Genomic DNA, 18,389 nt, shown 5'->3' with positions numbered 1-18,389 from the left:
GATATCATGTAATTGTCCCTATAAAACCGAAGACAGTCGAAAGGATATCCAACTTATGATATCGCTTACACCTCAGAGAATTGCGATGATAGTAATGGATAATCCGAGTACAGAAAATAAACAGCTTAAAAGGTCAGTTGAAGAATATGTAAAAAAACTAAATTTCTAAGTCGTTGATCTAAAAAAAGATCAGCGGCTTTTTGATGTTCAAATATTCAATCAAGGACGAATGAGGAAAGAAAGAAAAGATAACTTTTTGGGGTCAATTCACTTAATGCTAGTAGGGTATTTACTATCCCAAACGCTTGGGATTATTCCGTAGTAACGGACGGTTGGGTAGCCGGAACTGGAGTTTGCACCTAAGCATAATTATCATCAATAGGGACCTGTTTCTTTTTGCCGTTTCAAATAGCAAAATATAAACTGTTCTTTAGGTAGCGCTTCCAAGTATCATGTATTCATAACCAGCTGAGTTGCTTGACCGATACTAGTATCAAAAATGAGGGATCGCATGCGAGAATACACAATTCTAAATATTTTATTCACCAAAAAGCTTCCTGTAAAAATGAGTGAATTAGTTGCTGAGGTTGAGTTGTCCGAAAGAACCGTAAGGGGAGTTGTTCGCTCTTTAGAGAAAGCGGGGGAGAAGCAAGGCTTCCGTATCCGGATGATCCGTAATCAAGGATATCTGCTTGAAACCGAAGACGAATCACGATTCTTGGCCTATATGGAGCATTTATCTGTGAAACGGGATATTGTAGGTTCGGATAATATAGCTTCCAGACAGCAATATCTTATTTACTATTTGCTACAAAGCGATACGTTCCGGCCTATAGATGAGCTAGCGGATGAACTAGGAATCAGCCGCTCGACTCTGATTTCTGATTTGAAGGAAGTGGAGTTGCAGTTTGAAGCGTTCCAGCTCAAATTACAGCGCCGCTCCCACTATGGGGTGAAGATTGAAGGCGACGAGAAAAATATCCGCAAGGCCTTTTCCCATTACATTTTGCAGAACAGTCAGGTTGTTGAGCATAGCAAGGATTTCAACACCTTCCGGCGCGAGCTGGATGCCGGGAAGCTGAAGGCTTATCTGCTGCAGGTGCTCAAAGAGAAGGAGCTCAAGATCTCGGATGTCTTTTTAGACAACATTGTCACGCATTTATTCATCCTTCTGTACCGGATATCCAAAAGCAATTTCATTGTAAGCGGCCAAGCGATGCTAAAGACACCGGAGCCATTATACTGTGACATTGCATGGAGGATAGCTGAATGGGTTGAAGAGCATTACCAAATCTCGCTGCCACCCGATGAGGTTGATTACCTAGCGCTTCATATTTCAGGGAAAACAATTGTCGAGAATATCACTACAGAAATGAAATCACAACTGCGTGAAGGAATAAGCGCGATATTGCAGCGTCTGGATAAGGAATTCCTAACCAGCTTTAATCAGGATGAGGAATTGCGGGAATCGCTCCTGCTGCATATGTTTCCTCTGCTCAATCGTCTCTATTACAATCTTCAGCTGGATAATCCATTAGTAGAGGATGTCTACAGCGAATATGCCAACGTGTTCGTGATTTCTTTCCGCTTTGCCGAGATTATTGAAGAGCAGTATGGATTCAAAATGTCCCGGGATGAAGCAGGTTATGTAGCGCTCCATTTTGCGACACATCTGGAACGGAAGAGGCAGCATAACCTGGAGCAATTCAAGCGGATTGCCGTCATTTGTTCCACTGGAGCGGGAAGCGCCCATCTGATTCGACTTAAATTGGAAGCCGTATTTCCTAAAGCCTCGGTTATTACCGCCTCTATCTCCGAGCTTGAAGCGATCAGTACAAGGTCGGTAGATTTAATCCTAACTACCGTACCGCTCGGGATCGAAATACAGGATAAGCCGGTTATACACATCAAGAAGCTGCTGGATGACCAGGAAGTGCAGCGGATCAGGGAGACGATCTCCTTGCAAATGGATCACTTCCGGCCCTCTTATAAGCTTATGGATTTCAAGGAATTATTTCATGAGGAACTCTTTCACCTGAGCGGACCTGAGGATTACACTGAACTGCTGAAAGAGCGCTGCCGCGAAGTTGTGCGTAAAGGGTATGCGCTGGAGGATTTTCCGGAACAGGTCCTGCTAAGAGAAGCTAAATTTACGACCATCTATAAAAATGGCGTTGCCGGTCCGCATCCCATGAGAATGAGTGCCCTGAAAGACTGCATCAGCATTACATTATTAAAGAAACCAACTGTGTATACAGGAAAACCGGTGCAGATCATTTTTATTATCAACCTGCGCGCAGGCCAGTTATTTCTTCATAAAGAAATAAGCAAGCTTCTGCTGACACTGATGGAGAGGGAAGACGGCCGCAGCAGACTGCTCACGGTCAACAGCTACAACCAATTTATAAAAGAAATAGAGAATCTATTATAGGAGTGGAGAAACAATATGGATTACGAACAAACCGTTATGCAAATTATTGCCAGCAGTGGAGAGGCCAGAAGCCTTAGCCTAAAAGCAGTGAGAACCGCCAGACAAGGAAAGCTGGACGAAGCAAGTGATCTGATCAAGCAAGCGAAGGAAAGTCTGACCAAGGCGCATAAGGTCCAAACTCAGTTGATTCAGGCGGAGGGCCGGGGAGAGAAAACGGAAATTACGATTCTTTTGATTCATGCTCAGGATCATTTGATGAATGCTCTGACAGTCAGAGAATTAATTGTCGAACTGATTGAAGAGATTAAGGAGCGTAAAGCATTGGAACAACAATTGAAGGGATCGGTGAGCTAATGTTAAAAAAAATATTGCTGGTATGTTCGTCGGGTATGTCTACAAGTATGCTGGTTGAAAAGATGAAGGAGTCAGCGATCTCCCAAGGCATAGAGGTTCTCATTGATGCAACGGCTGAAAGTGAGGTAGAGAAATTTGGTGATGTGGATATCGTCCTATTAGGACCACAAATCGGGCATATGGAGGATGAGTTAAGAGCAATTCTTCCGATGCCGGTACTGACCATTAATATGATGGATTACGGCATGATGGATGGAGAAAAAGTGTTAAATACGGCCTTGAGTAATATTTAAATAAGGAGGCTTAATCTGTGGGCTTAAACGTAGAAGTAATAAAAAAGAAGGTCATTTCAACAGCAAGTAAAATAAGTAAAAATAAATATCTTTCTTCCATATCCGAAGCATTAACCTCCGTCATGCCCGTTTTGATGCTGGGCTCGTTTGCTACGTTATTTGCTAATCTTAATATTGATAGTTACCAAAACTTTATTCAACGTACAGGTCTGAAACAGGTTTTTCAAATCCCTGGTAGTGTATTAATCACGCTTTTGTCCATTTATGCAGTGTTTTTTATCGCTTATCGGCTGGTCAGTAATTTGAATCCCAAGGCGGATAATGCAGGTGCAGGTCTCATCGCGTTGATGTCCTTTTTCATTTTGACACCGATTACTAAAGTAGATGAGGTCAATGCGTTCACCTTCAATTATTTGGGAGCACAAGGTTTGTTTGTAGCAATTATAGTAGGACTTGTTGTAGGTAAATTATATGTCATGATTATCAATAGAAACTTGATTATTAAAATGCCTAAAGGGGTACCACCGACTGTAGCCAAAACGTTCGCCAACCTCATTCCAGGTACGATAATAGTTATTGTTTTTACAATGATCAGCTATCTGTCTTCCTTAACGGATTTTGGGAGTTTACATCAGATGATTTACACTTCCATACAGGCACCATTGCAGAATATTGGCGGAGGTTACTGGTCGCTTGTGATCTTTGTATTTGTTGTTCAGCTATTGTGGTTTTTCGGGATTCATGGATTTATGGTTGTCAGCCCGATATTTTACAGTGTATGGTTGCCGTTGGGATTGGCCAATCTTGATGCGATCAGTAGAGGAGAAGCACATACCAATATTCTTAGCGGAGGTTTTTACAACTCGTTTGTAGTCATCGGCGGATCAGGCGCTACGCTTGGATTAGCCATTTTACTGGCCTTCTTTGCGAAAAGCAAAAGATACAAGACTCTGGGGCGGCTTGCTTTTCCGGCATCCATCTTTAGTATTAATGAACCTATAATTTTCGGGATTCCGCTGGTACTCAACCCGTTCATGTTCATACCGTTTGTGTTTGGGCCAATTATCGTATCAAGCTTTGCTTACTGGTCGATGAACTTAGGTATTTTCCCAATAGCGAACGGGACTCATTTCCCGGCGGGAACGCCGATTATCTTGAATTCATTTGTCAATGGCGGTATTAGGTTAGTTGTACTTCAATTAATGTGTATTGCATTGCAGGTGATCATTTACTATCCTTTCTTCAGAATTATCGACAAAAAATCAATTGAAGACGAACAAAATGCGATTACTCAGGGGGCTGACAATGTCACAGTATAATTCAGGGCATCAAGGATTTCCGGTAGATTTTTTGTGGGGAGGGGCAATTGCAGCTTGTCAGGCCGAGGGCGGTTTTGGTGAGGATCATAAAGGCATGTCTGTATCCGATATATCATTTTATGATCCTCACTCCGACCGTGTAGATTTGTCAAAGCACAGTAATATCACATCGGAATTGATAGAACAGGCGCTTAATGCTGACAGTACGAAAGGTTATCCTAAAAGAGACGGTGTAGATTTCTATCATCGGTATGCAGAAGATATTGCTTTATGTGCGGAAATGGGCTTTAAAGTGTTCCGCTTCTCTATTGCTTGGAGTCGGATTTTCCCTAACGGAGATGAACAAGAGCCGAATCGGAAAGGGCTAGAGTTCTATGACCGGGTGTTCGATGAGCTGGAGAAGCATCAAATAGAGCCGCTGGTTACACTCTCCCATTTTGAGCTCCCGCTTCATATTGTCAATCAGTATGGAGGCTGGAAGGATCGTAAAGTCATTGAGATGTTCACCAACTTTGCTGCTGTTCTTTTTAATCGTTACAAACATCGGGTTCGCTACTGGATAACATTTAATGAGATTAATGCGGGCAGATTTGCTACCTTTAAATCCACCGGGATCGTGGAGGATCGAACGGAGAATTACTTACAGGATATCTATCAGGCCGTTCACCATCAATTTGTAGCGAGTGCTCTGGCGGTAAAGTTATGTCATGACATTGCTCCGGAGAGCGAGATTGGCTGTATGATTGCCCGTCTGACGACATATCCTGCCACCTGTCATCCTGACGATATTATGCAGGCTACCTTGGATGACCAATATGGAAACTTTTTCTATATGGATGTGATGGTTAGAGGTTATTATCCTTCATATATGAACCGTTATTTCCTGGAGAACAGTATTGAGATTATTAAAGGCGAAGAAGATGATGCGATTCTAAAAAATAATATCGTGGATTTCATCAGCTTGAGCTATTATGTATCATCGATTACTACGAATGATAAGGAAAGATTGAAGAGCTTGCAGCAAACAGAGGGGAATCTGACCAGAGGATTAAAAAATCCTTATCTGATAGCTTCTGATTGGGGATGGCAGATTGACCCTGTAGGGCTTAGATATTCTTTAAATACGATCTATGATCGTTATCAAAAGCCATTGTTTATTGTAGAGAATGGGTTGGGTGCCGAGGATATTCTGGAAGATGATCACAAGATTCATGATGCGTACCGCATAAGCTACTTGAAAGAGCACATCAAGCAAATGAAAGAAGCTATTATCGATGGTGTGGAGCTAATTGGATATACGCCTTGGTCTGCTCTGGATATTATTTCATCTGGGACTTCCGAAATGTCCAAACGATACGGTTTTATTTATGTGGACAAAGATGATGAGGGCAACGGAACACTAAATCGTTATCCAAAAGACAGCTTTTATTGGTACAAACAGATTATTGAAAGCAACGGTGCAGATTTGCACAACTGATAACTCAAGGCTGGATCTTCCTTAGGGAGGGCTCCAGCTTTTTTTTCTAAGATGTCTAATCAACTAACAAACTTATTTACTATTTGTTTCAGATAGGCGACAGGGTCTTGATGGAAACGTCTGCGTTTCGTAGATTCTGCGAGCCGTGTATCCCAGATTCTTCGCTCATTATAAAAATGAATGAATTCGGTGACGGCTTCGTAAGCTTCGCTGTACGTTTCAAAGTCGTAGCGAGCCAAGCATTCAACCTGCAATAGCTTATGTTGTATGAGAGCGGAAAATAAAGGGCAAATATTGCTCCTGAATACGACTTAAGCGCTTCTACACTGGATCGTTGGATTGCGCAGAGCCAAAACTCAGGAGCATTTGCAAAGTCCTTAAACTACCACGTAGTACCAATTACTACAAACCGGAACTGGCTGACAACGAAAATGAAAAACGATTGGAGCCTGATTGTTGATCTCTTTAACCGTGAAATGATCGGTTTTAGCAGCGCTCCCAGGAAGACAGCATCGCTCGCTTACAAGGCCATTGCAAGCCTATCTATTCGACTTGACCGTATCCAGATGTTTCATACCGATTAAGGTAAAGAGTTCGATAACCAGCTGATCTCCCAAGCTGTAGAAACATTTGGTATCATCCGTTCGCTCAGCGCAAAGGGTTGCCCTTATGATAACGCTGCCGCAAAAGTCACATTTAAAATCTTCAATACCGAGTTCGCGAACCAGAACCATTTTCTAATCTAGGAGCAGCTTGTTGTCAAGCTGCGCGACTATGTCCACTGGTTTAACCACTACTGCATTCACGGTACACTTGGTTACCTCACGCCTGTGCAAGCTAGAAAAGTGTCCTCATGGTTGTTGTTCAATTTTGCGTTGACAATCCATTGTTAAATGACAATCCGGGATATCCGTTTGTAGGGGCATAGGTTCTTTCCGGGGCGGCCTGCAAGTGCGGGGGAGTATCGGCAAGTCTCACATGTATTCCCGGTTTTTTGGCCTGCTGGTGCTTGCAGTCATTGGGCGGACCGATAATCACAGGCTTTTTGATAGGAGCGAGCGCTGCCTGAATTTTATTCTCATTCAGGCAGTAGGTATGAGCCAGAATATTGCTTGGCGTTAATCGCAAGATGTCTGAGCCGAGGATGAATTCAGGGATGGGAGCATTAAAAATCGCTATCAAATGAGTATGATCCATTGTGGCGACCTCGTAGTGCCACCATCCCTGGGGAACATTAGCGACCTGACCAGGTATGAGCGGGAAATGGTGCAGCTCGCGGGTGAATGGGTTAATTAGTGACACGGTCACTGCTCCAGAGACGCAGTATACCAGTTCTGCTGCATTTTGGTGGTAATGAGGCTCTACGACGTTGGCTGTGCTGAGGTAAATATCCAGCAGCGATATATTCGCCAACGTATTTAGTTGCTGGATCGAAAGCTCGTTGATGTAGTTTTGAGCATCCTTTTGAAATAAAACATTGTCTTTTAAATCATAGGTAAATTGTGCAGAGGGAGAGGTATAATCCATATATGAATCCACGCGTCATTCCTGCCTTTCTACTATTCAAAATTTGATGATCGTACAGCTACCCTATGCATTCGCCCAATGTTGTGTGCAGGGATAGGGCACGCGTCAGACCGTTAAGGCTAGCGTTTATTTGTATACACAGTCTTAGGACCAGAGCCGGATGATACGTAAATGCGGCTTGTGGAATACTGCAACGGACGTGTGAGAGCATCTTTGTCCGATCCCGTATGTAGCAACGCGTCATTTCCGCAGCTAGGCATAAGCTATAGCCCAAGAAACAACATCGGATAAACGCCCCTGAGTTGTACAGGCCGGAATGGTTGTACCGGACAGAACAGGAAAGAGGAGGTTGTCTGAAGTATGAAAAAATGTTTTATGTTGATCCTGTCCTGTGCATGTATGCTGGGTGCTGTGTTGTTGGTTGCTCCAGGACAAGTACAAGCGCAATCGTCAACGCTGACGAAAGGGGCTCAGAGTGAGCAGGTGCTTGAGCTTCAACAACAGCTTCATTCGCTTGGTTATTTTAAAGCCGGTTATACCGGATATTACGGCTCCTTGACCAGTAAAGCGGTTGCCCGCTTCCAACGGGACTACGGTCTTACGCCCGACGGTGTAGCCGGAGCGGCAACGCAAGCCAAGCTGGATTCCTTCGGGAAGGTGCGTTTAACGGCCAAGTGGAGCAAGAGTCGTCCGGCTGTCATTTCATTCGGCCGCCATACGTTTACAATTAATTCAACGTAAGAACACGTCACTCGTCAGCCGTCAAGTTGCTTCCTGTAGCCAGGAGCAGTGGCAGTTTTTTTGCATATTCACAAATTTGTAATATATTAGTATCGATTTATCAAATTTAATATTGAAATTTCTACATATTTTTCCGATAATCTTAATAGTAAAAAATATGAATTCAAAGGAGTCTTACTGAAATGAGTCAAAATCCTTACAGCATCGAAGTGGATCAAACCATTAAAACGGTACATATGGCGGTGAACGGTGTGTTTAGCCCGACTGAGTATGATAGCTTTGTCAAGGAGTATGTATCCAAGACTACCTCCATTCAGGCATCCAGCTTTACGCTCAAGGTGGACTGCACCCAAATGGCACTGCTGGGTCCGGAAGAAGTAGAAAAACTGAAAGGTTCTTTTGTACGGTATAAAGAAACCGGGTTTGCCAAAGTGATTTTTGTTATCAGCCTTCAACAAACGATTATTAAAATGCAACTTGGTCGTGTAGCACGTGAAGCGGGATTAAACAACGTAGATGTCGTCGTACAATAATGCTCTGAAGCGGTGATAAACAGCGAGATGAATGTGTAAGGGGGAACCTGCTGATGAGCCATATTAGAATAAAGGCATTGGGTGTGTATCATCCGCCTCATTCGGTGGATAACGAATATTATATTCGTCATTTTGATGAACAGGGCAAAGATATTCGGCGCTTCATGGAGCATATGGGCAGGAAAAAGCGTTACATTATTGATAGCCCGCATGAGAACGGTTTGACGATGGGGATCACGGCTGCCAAGAAAGCGCTGGATCAAGCTCAAATGACAGGCCGTGATGTGGACATGATCGTGTTTTCCACCCAAGTCCCAGAGTCACTCTTCCCTATGAATGGCCTATTTATTCATCAAGCGATTGAGGCCAGACATGACGTGGTTGTCATGGATTCTAACGCGAATTGTGCAGGCATGACGGTGGCTGTCGATCAAGCCAGCCGATCCATGCTGTCTAGTCCTGACGTGAGGACAGCACTTATCATTGGTTCGGATTATAACTCACTCGTTTCTGGCCCTGAGGATGAAATTACTTATGCGAATTATGGGGATGCCGCTTGTGCGGTTATTTTGGAGCGTACAGAAGAGGATACAGGTTTTATGGATTCTATGTATTTTACGGACCCGGTCAACATAGATAAAATTTTGTACCCGGCTCAGGGATTAGCGGCAACACTCCAAGCAAATGCTCCGGGAAAATATATTCAGTGGCTTCCGTTTGACGCTAATATGGCCTTGCCCCCTACATTTGAGCTGCTTGAACGCATTTTGAAGAAGAACGGACTGGCGCCTCAGGATGTACGGGCTTATTGCCTGTCTCAGTTTTCGCTGGCAAATGTATTGAAGATTCAGGAGCACTTGAAGCTGGAGGACGCCCAAATGATCTATGTGGGTGATCGTTATGGCTACACGGGTACCAGTAGCCCGTTCATTGCCTTGTATGAAGGGATTGAATCCGGTCGCATCCGGCGCGGTGATTATGTGCTGTTCTGGACGATTGGAGCTGGATATCAGCTGGTGGCTATGCTGTATAAATATTAAGAAATATGAAAAAGACCTTGCGGCCGCAGGGTCTTTTTGTACATAATACCTATTCAAATGTAATGAGAGATTATTTTTCGCAGGCAATTCCGTCATGGTCACGGTCGAGTGCTGAGCGGTAGCCGGGATCACCTTTGTAGAGAGGTGCCTTACCTGCCTTTTTAACAGCTGTACAGTTTTTGTAATAGACGGAACTTTGCGTAGCTGATTTATGGGATTTTTTTGATTTTTTGGCCTCCACGGTGGGGGCGAATTGAAAAGAAACGCTGAATACTAGAGCCGATGCCAGTGCGATGGAGACGATTTTGGATTGTTTGTTCATCCTTACTCTTCCTTTCTGTTCATGACTATAGTCCCGGTCCTTTATACAAATCTGTAGGGATTAGACTGATTATAGTCTATCAGAATCAGGAATATTATTCTATAAAAAAGGATGGGTGGATAGTTTATGGCTATTTATTTGTGTTTTGTTCGATTGTTTTGTAAAGTTTATACATTGAATTCCTGAGGGGGCTTATATTGCGGACGTTTAATAGCATAATAAGATAGAGCGAAAATGGGACAACATAAAACAGGAGATGACGTGTCATGACAATCGAAAATGTATTCTATGGGGATAGGATTAAACTATCCGCTGTCAGGGAAGAAGATGCCGAAACGATGTTCAAATGGGGAGAGGATGCGGAATATCTGCGAAATGTAGATACGGATCTGGCACTTCCTTATACGCTGAAGCAAATGGAGTCGGAAGGTTCACCCAGTTCGAACGAAGTCTATTTCCGGTTGAGAACGTTAGCAGATGATGTCCTGATCGGATTTGTGGCCATTCACGGGATTGAGTGGAATAATCGGATCGGTCAGTTGGCGGTTGGCATTGGCAATAGGGACTACCGTGGGAAGGGATACGGGGCGGAAGCGGTGAGCCTCATTCTTCGTTATGCTTTTTACGAATTAAATTTGAATCGGGTCGGTCTGGATGTTATTGAGTATAATGAACAGGCCATTCGAACCTACGAAAAGGCGGGTTTCCAGCTTGAGGGCAGAGTTCGTTCGGCTGTTCTTCGTGATGGCAACAGTTATGACCGTATTATGATGGGGATGCTGCATTCCGAATGGAATGAAAGCGTTAAAGTTTGACAGATACACAATTTGTTCATAAAATATTCCATAAACAGTCTTTTAAAAGGGTCAAATGAGGTCTATAGTTAAATTGTCACATACTGTGATGCATCGTGTTTTCGGTATGAGTCAAAGCTAAGGAGGAATTTACATGACAAATGTTGTAAGGTCCGTCACTTCACCCAAGAAATTTATTTCTGGCCAGAATCTGCTTTCGTCGTTAAATGACTACATTAAGGATTATGGCGATAAAGCCTTTATTATTTGTGATGAGTTTATACTTGAAAGGGCTCAAAGGGAGGCTGGCGCTTCAATAGAAGCAGCTGGCAATCAGGCCATTTTTGAAAAATTTCAATATGAATGTACTAAAGAAGAAATTGAGCGTAACCGGGAATTGGTGCGCAAACATAGCGCTAACATCATTATAGGAATCGGCGGCGGGAAAACGCTGGATACCGCTAAGGCAACGGCTTACTATGAAAAGCTGCCTGTCGTTATTTTCCCGACGATTGCTTCTACGGATGCCCCTTGTACAGCCCTTGCGGTTATCTACAAGAAGGATGGCTCCTTTGATGAATATTTGTTCCTGCCAACCAATCCCGACGTTGTACTCGCAGATACGGGCATTCTGGCAGCGGCGCCTGCACGTTTCTTCGCAGCTGGCATTGGCGATGCGCTGGCTACTTATTTTGAAGCGCGGGCTTGTTATCAGTCCAATGGGGACAACCTCGTGCTGAACAAGCCTTCGACCACAGGGCTGGGGCTTGCCCGTCTCTGTTATGATACATTGCTGGAAAATGCCGTGAAAGCCAAGCTTGCGGTGGATCGTAAAGTATATACTCGTGCGGTGGAAGATACCATTGAAGCGACAATTTATCTGAGTGGTGTTGGTGCGGAATCAGGTGGTTTGGCAGCAGCTCATGCGATTCATAATGGCATGACGGCTGTTCCTTCACTGCATAAAGCACAGCATGGCGAGAAGGTCACATTCGGCTTGCTAACTCAGCTGGTGCTGGAAAATGCACCGAAAGAAGAACTGGAAACGGTCATCAAACTGGTTAAGGACGTAGGTCTTCCATTGACGCTTCGTGATCTGGGTGTAGAGGAGTTTGTCGAGGCTGAATGGCGTCAAGTAGCCGAAGCTGCCTGTGCATCGAATGACACGATGGTCAATATGCCCTTTCCGGTCAGTCCTGCTGACGTGTACAACGCCATCATTGCGGCGAATGCGATTGCAGAATCCTATCAGGGATAGTTTTTTCCCTAAAGTACGAAAATATCTTTTGCAAAAACGGGTCTGTCATATTATTGGCAGGCCCGTTTGGTTTAAACGCGGACTTATATCATATCTTATTCTGACCGATATACATGTAACAGTTGAAATTAGGAATGGTTACAGCAGGAGGAGATTTGATGTTGGTACATGGTAAAACACGAAGAGGCAATTTGTACATCCACATGTCCAGCGGTTTTCACAAAATTGGAGATTATCGGGAAGAATATTCAGTAGCGCCGGGAGATCGACTGATGTCGAGACTGACCAAGCGGATCTATACCATTGTATCTGTGCATCTCGGTGAAGAGGCGTATGCCGATATTGATCTGGAAGAAGTGATTAGAAATAGTTAAGCGCTTGGCTTGGTTAGACTCAAAAAAGCTTCAATTTCACTCATAGAGCGAAGTTGAAGCTTTTTTTTGTTGTTTCAACGCAGGGCCTCGTTGAGAAGGTCCCGTGTGATAATATTATTTTGATTCATAAATGTTCTGATCGTTGATTGCGAATTGGTTGTGGATAGTTCCTTTCCCCATGTCATGGCATAGGCCCAGGCGGGTTGATTTTTTAACACATTGGCGCTCGGCAGAATATTACTTTCTCCAATTCCAATCGGCTTGCCTTGTGCAAGCTTGAGCAGTCCGGTGTAATAAGAGGCTTTGTAATCATTGTTGTAAATGTCAGCTGCGAGAATATCCACTCTGTTTATGCCTGGAAAAGGCCCATTGTACGGTGTGCTGTATGTGTTCGGTGCATTCGGACTCCATACCCATAACAGATTATCTAGATGGTGAACATGAACGAATCGGTCATACATCACATTCCAGAGCTGAGCGTAATTTTGTTTGTTTCCCCACCAGAACCAGTTGCCGTTCATTTCATGATAGGGTCTCCACAGAACAGGCACATCTGCGTCCCGCAACGTTTTGAGGGAAAGTGCGACCTCATCAATATCGGCAATCAGCTGTCGATATTGCGGGGTACTCGGTGTGATGTAGGAATTAAATTCAGCCTGACTAAGCTTGGTTTGCACGTTTTTCCACGTTTTCGGTTTACCAGGTAACGCCTGATGAAAGGTAATCGCTACAATTCCACCGGACTGGCTCCACTGGATAGCACTGTCCACAACACGCTGACGCTGCTCTTGTAAGGCTGCGTGGGACTGATTGGCTAATCCTCCAAACTCATAGCCATGGAGTCCTGCATATTGTCCGCTGATTTGTTGTAGCTTGTTGTTTTGTTCATCCGGTGCCTCCAAATAATCATGCTGCCCGGAAATTAGCGTCCCCCCCGGCACATTGGAAAGGTAGGTGAGTAGTTGCTTGGCTTTGGCAGAGGCCTGGGAATTAACAGGTGGAGCGGCATCAGCTATAATGAACGATTGCTGAGAGACACTGAATAGTAAAACAACTAGTAGCAGTAGCACCCTTTGCAAGCAAAAGCGTATTGAGTGAGATTTCATGGCGCTCCTCCTTTGATGACATCATGATGAAATTACATGTTTTCTTTGTGTTTTCTCAGCTGGATACATGCGCTAATGAGGATGATTAGCAAACAGAAGAAACCCAACCAGTTCGGTTCCTGTGAATATATCCAGCCTTCCAGCAGAAGGAAGCCGAAAATCAACGCAAGCAAACCCATGGTAAGAACCATTTTGGTTTGCGCCGGACGGCGGCTACGCTTGGAAATCCAGTGTATGATGCCCAGAACGATGGCTGCCTGAAATAAAATGGGCAAGTAGTTGTACTCTCGTTACAATCTAATTAAGTTGACTAAATTATACCATAACTACCGTCCTGCAATAAAAGGTGTCAAAATACCTACTCTGCCTCGATTCGCCATCGTACGCTATATTCAGTGAAATATTGACACATAGTTGTACACTTCATAAATATGCAGGTGTAGTGGGAAATATACAGTAAGCATGAGTATAAAATCAACGCGAAATCAGCGGGGAAGTTTGGTATCATTAAGGTGGTATTGATAAGGAGGTCATTTACATGAATGAAGATAATCGACCGTTTTCCAGCCCTGTAGATGCTGAAGGAGCCAAAGCGAATTTTGATGTGAACCAGCGGAAGCTTCACTCTAAGGGAGCCTCTGGCTTATGGCATCAGGTCAGCAATCTGCTTATTCTGGTTGGCGTGATTGCGTTGATTATTATTTTAGGTCGAGTGCTGTAAGGATGGCAACTAAGAAATAAAGTCGATAAAATTATCAGAATAGGGATGTGAAATGGTGTTAAAGGCAGCGTTACTTTTTATTTTGGCTGGCTTAGCTGAAATTGGGGGAGGGTATCTGATCTGGCAGTGGCTGCGTGAAGGGAAGACATGGTATGTCGGACTTTGCGGCGGGGTGATTTTGGCTGTCTACGGAGTCATTGCAACTTTTCAGGTTTTCTCCTCCTTTGGGCGTGTGTATGCAGCATACGGAGGTGTCTTTATAGTCCTTTCCATTGCATGGGGATGGTGGATTGATAAAAAGACACCAGATTTGTACGATATCGTGGGTGGCTTGATTTGTTTGGTCGGAATAGCCGTGATACTTTTTCCCCGATCTGGATGATAGGACAAAAAACCCTTTTTTATTTTTTTTGAAAAACATGACTATTGATCTACATAAATGAGCTTCATATTCCGAAATAGAACTTAAGGAGGGGGTTCTATGAACTGGAATCAAATGAAGCTTAGAATGAAATTTGGCCATGCTGTACCGAAGAGTGAAGGGAATTTTTCAGTAGGCATCGTATGGGGAGTCTTGATTAGTGCTGTGCTTTGGGTCTCGATTATTGGCTGGTTTATGCTTATTTTCAAATGATCTCTAGGAATCACTATATAAGTCTGTTTAGTTAATGCGACTTAAGTAACCCGTGCCCTATGACCCAGGTTTTAATCTGTAAAATCGTTACGAAGCTTGTCCATGCCACGGTTTATCGCTTCATCAATCATATCTGTAGCAGCAGGAGTATCAGCATGGATGTCAGGAATACGATTAAAGCCTGGCTCGCGCGATCTAACGACTGTTCATGTTTGACCTGATCGACGGTGCGATTCTTTGGTTCCCTAATGTTTTCTTTCATAATACATCACACGCTCCTTTACGAGTGCAAGCATATTGCACGCTTTATATAAACGTTAATACTCAAGGCAGCTAAAGCGGCTAAAAAATAAAGCCGGGGAGGAAATAGCTCCCGCCCGGCACTTCCCAAACGACTAGCGATGCTCAATCAGATCAATCGCTCCCAGAACAACATGAGCCAGTCCGAAACCGAGAATGCCTGTAGCCGCAAGCTTGTACTTACTGCTCAGCAACACAGCGCCTGAAGCCGATACTACCGTTCCAAGAACAGCTGGAATCATACCTTCACGCATTCGTAACACCCCTTCTGGTAGTTTGGAAAGACGTTTATTATTGTATTCAAATGCGCCCGAGTTATACAAGAAAAGAAATTTTATTATTTTAGAAAAAAGTACTTTACAACTCGTTGAAATTGTCGTATTATATGTTGGTGCCCATTAAAACGGTATTTACATAGCGAGAACCATTTTGTACATAAGATGGATGTTTCTCCGATACTTATAAGTGAAGTAAGTATGAAAAATAGCGTTCCTAAATTTATGCCGGGGTGGCGGAATTGGCAGACGCACAGGACTTAAAAGTAAGCGCCTGCTCCCGTATGACTTTCCGCTAATGCACGATAACATTACGAAGTCGGTACGCATCCCCAATACGGTAAATTACGCAAGTTATGCGATACGTTATATACGATATCCTGTACGCCTACATTCGTTTTATTCGTTTCATTAACGGATAATTACGAATGGAGGCGTTTTTGATTGGAACGAAAACGACGCGTTAACTTGGCCGCTGCTGGTCGGACTAAAGTAACAACGGCATACCCCCCGGAAGCCCTCGAATTTGAAACCGCAAGAGATTCCTTCCTACGTTATTGTCGGATACGAAACCTCACGGATGAAACGTTAAACTTCTACCGAGACACAACGAAGGAACTAATACGCCAATTGACGAAGCAAGAAGTTGAGCGTCCAATTGACGTTACGAAGGCGAACATAATGACCGCTATTGACACGAAGAGGAACGAGAAGATTAAAAGAGGTCGCGCTTCAACTCCCGCAGACGCTACGATCAATAAGCTAATACGAGGGTGGCGCGCCTTCTTCAACTGGCTGCATACGGAGGGCTTCACGGATATAAATCCGGTAGTCGGTATCGGTACGATCAAAGCGGAGAAGCGTATTATTGAAACGCTCAATAACGTACAGGTAAAGGCGTTGTTTGACGCGCCGAATCGGTCTACCTTTACGGGATACCGGGATTACTTCTTGATGTCAATGCTATTAGATACGGGAGTACGAATCAGTGAAGCGGAAGGGTTAGACATTCCGGATATTGATTGGAAGGACCGTACATTTAAAGTGTACGGAAAGGGCCGCAAGGAGCGACTTGTGCCGTTCTCTAGGTCACTGGAAAAAATACTATTTAATTATATGGAGATGCGCGGCATCTTGGAGACCGATAGTTTATTCGTAAATATAGACAACAACACGTTTAGAGTGCGCGGTATGCAGCAAGCTATTCAGCTTTACGGGCAGGCAGCGCGGATCAAAGGAGTACGTGTCAGTCCGCATACCTTTCGCCACACGTTCGCAAAGATGTACATTATGAACGGTGGCGACGCGTTCAGCCTCCAGAAAATACTCGGGCATACTTCGTTAGAGATCGTCAGAATGTACGTAAATCTCTTCGGGACGGACGTGTCTCGGCAACACGCTAAATTTTCGCCATTGGAACGCTTATAAATTATGCACACAACGCTCATCTCTTCGGAGGTGGGCGTTATTTTTTTTTTCGTAAAAGTGTGACACGGATGCTTGGGTGTCGTTGAAGTAAATGAAGGCGACAGTTTCCCGAAAGTATGCGAAGCTACCCCAAACAGAAGCAAGTGAAGTGAGGAGGCGATCGAGTGGGCGGTAAGGAGCGGGTGCTTTCGAAGATCGACGAGTTAATAGATCGCGGAATCGACGTTACCAACATTTCGAAAGAACTTTCCGCAAAGGAGTACGACAGCATCCGCAAGCAGGCCGTACGCACCTTCGGAAGCTACACGCAAGCGCTTCGTGAATACGGACTATACGAATGCAACGGAACACCTAGCGAAATCGATCTCCAACGGTGTTTCGATATAACGGACGATTTCCGAGTAGTAGAGACGGTCGATGTTGCGCACGTATGCGATATTTACAATCTCGATTACCTTAGCTTTCGGAGAGTGTCACGAGAAGTTAGGGAACGCGTAGAGGTAGATGTTCTAGACGAGTTCTACCGTAAACACTACCCCTTCGACGAGTTACCTACGCGAGTTTTACGGGAGACCTATCCGAAACTTTACGGGTACCTACGTAAGCACTACGGGACATATCGGAAGTTTCTAGCTGCGTATAAAGTCTCGTACAAATACGCACTTAGTCAAAGGTACAGAGGCCGCGACTCCATCCCGCTCGGACACGAATTTGAACGAAGACTCGGCGAGATATTACGTGCTATTTATCCAGACGTCAGATATCACGTCAAAGTAGGCGCGTGCATTCCGGACTTCATCGTTAATGAAACGGAGTGGGTCGACGCCAAACTGAGCGCTAACTCGATACTTGACCCGAGGTGTAGGACGTTAGAGAAGTACACGAAGGAGACGGACAGTCTAACGGTCTACTACGCAAGAGGCGAGCCGATAGCGGAGTCGATCGGTATTGCATCGGTTGTTCATGTATCTGCGTTATACCCACGACTGAGAGGCGCAGGACGTTCGGACTTAATAGTGGATATGGAGGCGTTCGTTGATTCGATATCCTACAGAAGAGAGGACGCAGCATGACTGATACACAACGTCTCGTCAGCGTAGAGACTCAAACGGAATACTCCGTCACATCCGGCGCAACCGAAACGCGTATATTCGTTAAAATGTACGTCGACGCCGCAAAGGCGGGGCTCATCGCAAGTATGGGTGCGCAAAACTGGACGACACTTTGCGTAATCGCTTCGTTTATGGATTCCGCTGGTAACTGCTACCCAACGCAGGATCAGATTGCGAGGTATCTCGGAGTTAATCGGCAGACAGCGAATAGGTACGTTAGAAAGCTGACGGAATACCGCTGGAACGGACGTCCAGTTATCCGTGCCGTACGGGAGAGATCGCCTACAGGTACGTGGCAGAATACGCGATATACGGTGCTTCCGATAAGTCAACTTGCGATATTTGATGCG

23 protein-coding genes and 2 pseudogenes are annotated in these 18,389 nt (G+C 44.4%); 19 read left to right on the top strand and 6 right to left on the bottom strand.

Translation table 11 applies throughout. The features are described from left to right. The first annotated feature begins 511 nt into the window (after positions 1-511). Genes ACIFQM_RS06280 through ACIFQM_RS06260 form a run of 5 tightly spaced genes read left to right on the top strand, consistent with a single transcriptional unit; the run spans position 512 to position 5,874 of the window. Positions 512-2,431, top strand: a complete 1,920-nt coding sequence (locus tag ACIFQM_RS06280) for a BglG family transcription antiterminator (RefSeq protein ID WP_430041862.1) — start codon at positions 512-514, stop codon at positions 2,429-2,431. Positions 2,432-2,446: 15 nt separating this feature from the next. Further along, positions 2,447-2,785: a PTS lactose/cellobiose transporter subunit IIA gene (locus ACIFQM_RS06275; protein WP_430041864.1), complete on the top strand. Its 339-nt coding sequence runs from the start codon at positions 2,447-2,449 to the stop codon at positions 2,783-2,785. Continuing rightward, positions 2,785-3,078, top strand: coding sequence for a PTS sugar transporter subunit IIB (locus tag ACIFQM_RS06270; RefSeq protein WP_430041866.1), 294 nt, complete (start codon positions 2,785-2,787; stop codon positions 3,076-3,078). Before ACIFQM_RS06275 ends, ACIFQM_RS06270 begins: the two co-directional genes overlap by 1 nt. Before the next feature lie 17 nt (positions 3,079-3,095). Beyond that, positions 3,096-4,397, top strand: a complete 1,302-nt coding sequence (locus tag ACIFQM_RS06265) for a PTS sugar transporter subunit IIC (RefSeq protein ID WP_430041869.1) — start codon at positions 3,096-3,098, stop codon at positions 4,395-4,397. Continuing rightward, positions 4,384-5,874: a glycoside hydrolase family 1 protein gene (locus ACIFQM_RS06260; protein WP_430041871.1), complete on the top strand. Its 1,491-nt coding sequence runs from the start codon at positions 4,384-4,386 to the stop codon at positions 5,872-5,874. Before ACIFQM_RS06265 ends, ACIFQM_RS06260 begins: the two co-directional genes overlap by 14 nt. A gap of 59 nt (positions 5,875-5,933) precedes the next feature. On the opposite strand, the gene ACIFQM_RS06255 is transcribed toward ACIFQM_RS06260, so the two are convergent. Then, the gene (locus ACIFQM_RS06255; protein ID WP_430041873.1) at positions 5,934-6,128 is read right to left on the bottom strand and encodes an IS3 family transposase; all 195 of its coding nucleotides are present in this window, start codon (positions 6,126-6,128) and stop codon (positions 5,934-5,936) included. Between the two features lie 177 nt (positions 6,129-6,305). Between ACIFQM_RS06255 and ACIFQM_RS06250 the strand changes: the two genes are divergently transcribed. Beyond that, on the top strand, positions 6,306-6,458 hold the full coding sequence (locus ACIFQM_RS06250) for a hypothetical protein (RefSeq protein WP_430041874.1): 153 nt from the start codon (positions 6,306-6,308) through the stop codon (positions 6,456-6,458). A 174-nt stretch (positions 6,459-6,632) separates the two neighbouring features. Then, positions 6,633-6,767 (top strand): annotated as a pseudogene (locus ACIFQM_RS06245) (IS3 family transposase); the annotation flags it as partial. Here ACIFQM_RS06245 and ACIFQM_RS06240 read toward each other — a convergent pair. Beyond that, the gene (locus tag ACIFQM_RS06240) at positions 6,739-7,413 is read right to left on the bottom strand and encodes a cupin domain-containing protein (RefSeq protein ID WP_430041877.1); all 675 of its coding nucleotides are present in this window, start codon (positions 7,411-7,413) and stop codon (positions 6,739-6,741) included. The pseudogene ACIFQM_RS06245 and the gene ACIFQM_RS06240 sit on opposite strands and share 29 nt — an antisense overlap. Before the next feature lie 348 nt (positions 7,414-7,761). Between ACIFQM_RS06240 and ACIFQM_RS06235 the strand changes: the two genes are divergently transcribed. The 3 genes from ACIFQM_RS06235 to ACIFQM_RS06225 all read left to right on the top strand — a co-directional run bounded on the left by ACIFQM_RS06235 (position 7,762) and on the right by ACIFQM_RS06225 (position 9,715). Further along, positions 7,762-8,142, top strand: a complete 381-nt coding sequence (locus tag ACIFQM_RS06235; RefSeq protein WP_430041878.1) for a peptidoglycan-binding domain-containing protein — start codon at positions 7,762-7,764, stop codon at positions 8,140-8,142. Between the two features lie 182 nt (positions 8,143-8,324). Further along, positions 8,325-8,675 (top strand): hypothetical protein, encoded by a 351-nt coding sequence (locus ACIFQM_RS06230; RefSeq protein WP_430041880.1) that lies wholly within the window; start codon positions 8,325-8,327, stop codon positions 8,673-8,675. A 53-nt stretch (positions 8,676-8,728) separates the two neighbouring features. After that, positions 8,729-9,715 (top strand): ketoacyl-ACP synthase III, encoded by a 987-nt coding sequence (locus ACIFQM_RS06225; RefSeq protein ID WP_430041882.1) that lies wholly within the window; start codon positions 8,729-8,731, stop codon positions 9,713-9,715. A gap of 70 nt (positions 9,716-9,785) precedes the next feature. Here ACIFQM_RS06225 and ACIFQM_RS06220 read toward each other — a convergent pair. Beyond that, a pseudogene (locus tag ACIFQM_RS06220) lies at positions 9,786-9,953 on the bottom strand (excalibur calcium-binding domain-containing protein); the annotation flags it as partial. 350 nt (positions 9,954-10,303) lie between these two features. On the opposite strand from ACIFQM_RS06220, the gene ACIFQM_RS06215 reads away from it, so the two are divergent. The 3 genes from ACIFQM_RS06215 to ACIFQM_RS06205 all read left to right on the top strand — a co-directional run bounded on the left by ACIFQM_RS06215 (position 10,304) and on the right by ACIFQM_RS06205 (position 12,463). After that, a complete protein-coding gene (locus tag ACIFQM_RS06215; RefSeq protein ID WP_430041885.1) occupies positions 10,304-10,852 on the top strand; it encodes a GNAT family N-acetyltransferase in 549 nt (182 codons plus the stop codon). A 133-nt stretch (positions 10,853-10,985) separates the two neighbouring features. After that, positions 10,986-12,089 (top strand): glycerol dehydrogenase, encoded by a 1,104-nt coding sequence (locus ACIFQM_RS06210; protein WP_430041888.1) that lies wholly within the window; start codon positions 10,986-10,988, stop codon positions 12,087-12,089. A gap of 158 nt (positions 12,090-12,247) precedes the next feature. After that, complete coding sequence (locus tag ACIFQM_RS06205) at positions 12,248-12,463, top strand: hypothetical protein (RefSeq protein ID WP_322153707.1); 216 nt, start codon at positions 12,248-12,250, stop codon at positions 12,461-12,463. Positions 12,464-12,537: 74 nt separating this feature from the next. Here ACIFQM_RS06205 and ACIFQM_RS06200 read toward each other — a convergent pair whose 3' ends face one another. Both ACIFQM_RS06200 and ACIFQM_RS06195 read right to left on the bottom strand, forming a co-directional pair. Further along, entirely contained in the window at positions 12,538-13,569 is a 1,032-nt protein-coding gene (locus tag ACIFQM_RS06200; RefSeq protein ID WP_430041889.1) for a glycosyl hydrolase, read from the bottom strand. A 32-nt stretch (positions 13,570-13,601) separates the two neighbouring features. Then, positions 13,602-13,844 carry a hypothetical protein gene (locus ACIFQM_RS06195; RefSeq protein ID WP_430041891.1) on the bottom strand — a complete coding sequence of 81 codons (243 nt, stop codon included), beginning with the start codon at positions 13,842-13,844 and terminating at the stop codon, positions 13,602-13,604. A 263-nt stretch (positions 13,845-14,107) separates the two neighbouring features. Here ACIFQM_RS06195 and ACIFQM_RS06190 point away from each other — a divergent pair, with 263 nt between their 5' ends. From ACIFQM_RS06190 to ACIFQM_RS06180, 3 genes are all read left to right on the top strand, one after another. Beyond that, positions 14,108-14,290, top strand: a complete 183-nt coding sequence (locus ACIFQM_RS06190; RefSeq protein WP_430041892.1) for a hypothetical protein — start codon at positions 14,108-14,110, stop codon at positions 14,288-14,290. Positions 14,291-14,345: 55 nt separating this feature from the next. Beyond that, entirely contained in the window at positions 14,346-14,672 is a 327-nt protein-coding gene (locus ACIFQM_RS06185; RefSeq protein WP_430042230.1) for a YnfA family protein, read from the top strand. Between the two features lie 99 nt (positions 14,673-14,771). Next, positions 14,772-14,924 (top strand): hypothetical protein, encoded by a 153-nt coding sequence (locus ACIFQM_RS06180; protein ID WP_430041893.1) that lies wholly within the window; start codon positions 14,772-14,774, stop codon positions 14,922-14,924. 395 nt (positions 14,925-15,319) lie between these two features. On the opposite strand, the gene ACIFQM_RS06175 is transcribed toward ACIFQM_RS06180, so the two are convergent. After that, the gene (locus ACIFQM_RS06175; protein ID WP_013311032.1) at positions 15,320-15,478 is read right to left on the bottom strand and encodes a hypothetical protein; all 159 of its coding nucleotides are present in this window, start codon (positions 15,476-15,478) and stop codon (positions 15,320-15,322) included. A 465-nt stretch (positions 15,479-15,943) separates the two neighbouring features. Between ACIFQM_RS06175 and ACIFQM_RS06170 the strand changes: the two genes are divergently transcribed. The 3 genes from ACIFQM_RS06170 to ACIFQM_RS06160 form a co-directional block, all read left to right on the top strand. Beyond that, the gene (locus tag ACIFQM_RS06170; RefSeq protein ID WP_430065166.1) at positions 15,944-16,927 is read left to right on the top strand and encodes a tyrosine-type recombinase/integrase; all 984 of its coding nucleotides are present in this window, start codon (positions 15,944-15,946) and stop codon (positions 16,925-16,927) included. A gap of 164 nt (positions 16,928-17,091) precedes the next feature. Beyond that, the gene (locus ACIFQM_RS06165; protein WP_430065164.1) at positions 17,092-18,000 is read left to right on the top strand and encodes a hypothetical protein; all 909 of its coding nucleotides are present in this window, start codon (positions 17,092-17,094) and stop codon (positions 17,998-18,000) included. Next, the coding region (locus ACIFQM_RS06160; RefSeq protein ID WP_430065163.1) for a helix-turn-helix domain-containing protein at positions 17,997-18,389 on the top strand (393 nt) is incomplete at its 3' end. The genes ACIFQM_RS06165 and ACIFQM_RS06160, both read left to right, overlap by 4 nt.

It is taken from the genome of Paenibacillus sp. NRS-1782, from assembly GCF_050467685.1.
Classification (GTDB): domain Bacteria; phylum Bacillota; class Bacilli; order Paenibacillales; family Paenibacillaceae; genus Paenibacillus; species Paenibacillus terrae_A.
This window is presented reverse-complemented; position numbering and strand designations above follow the sequence as displayed.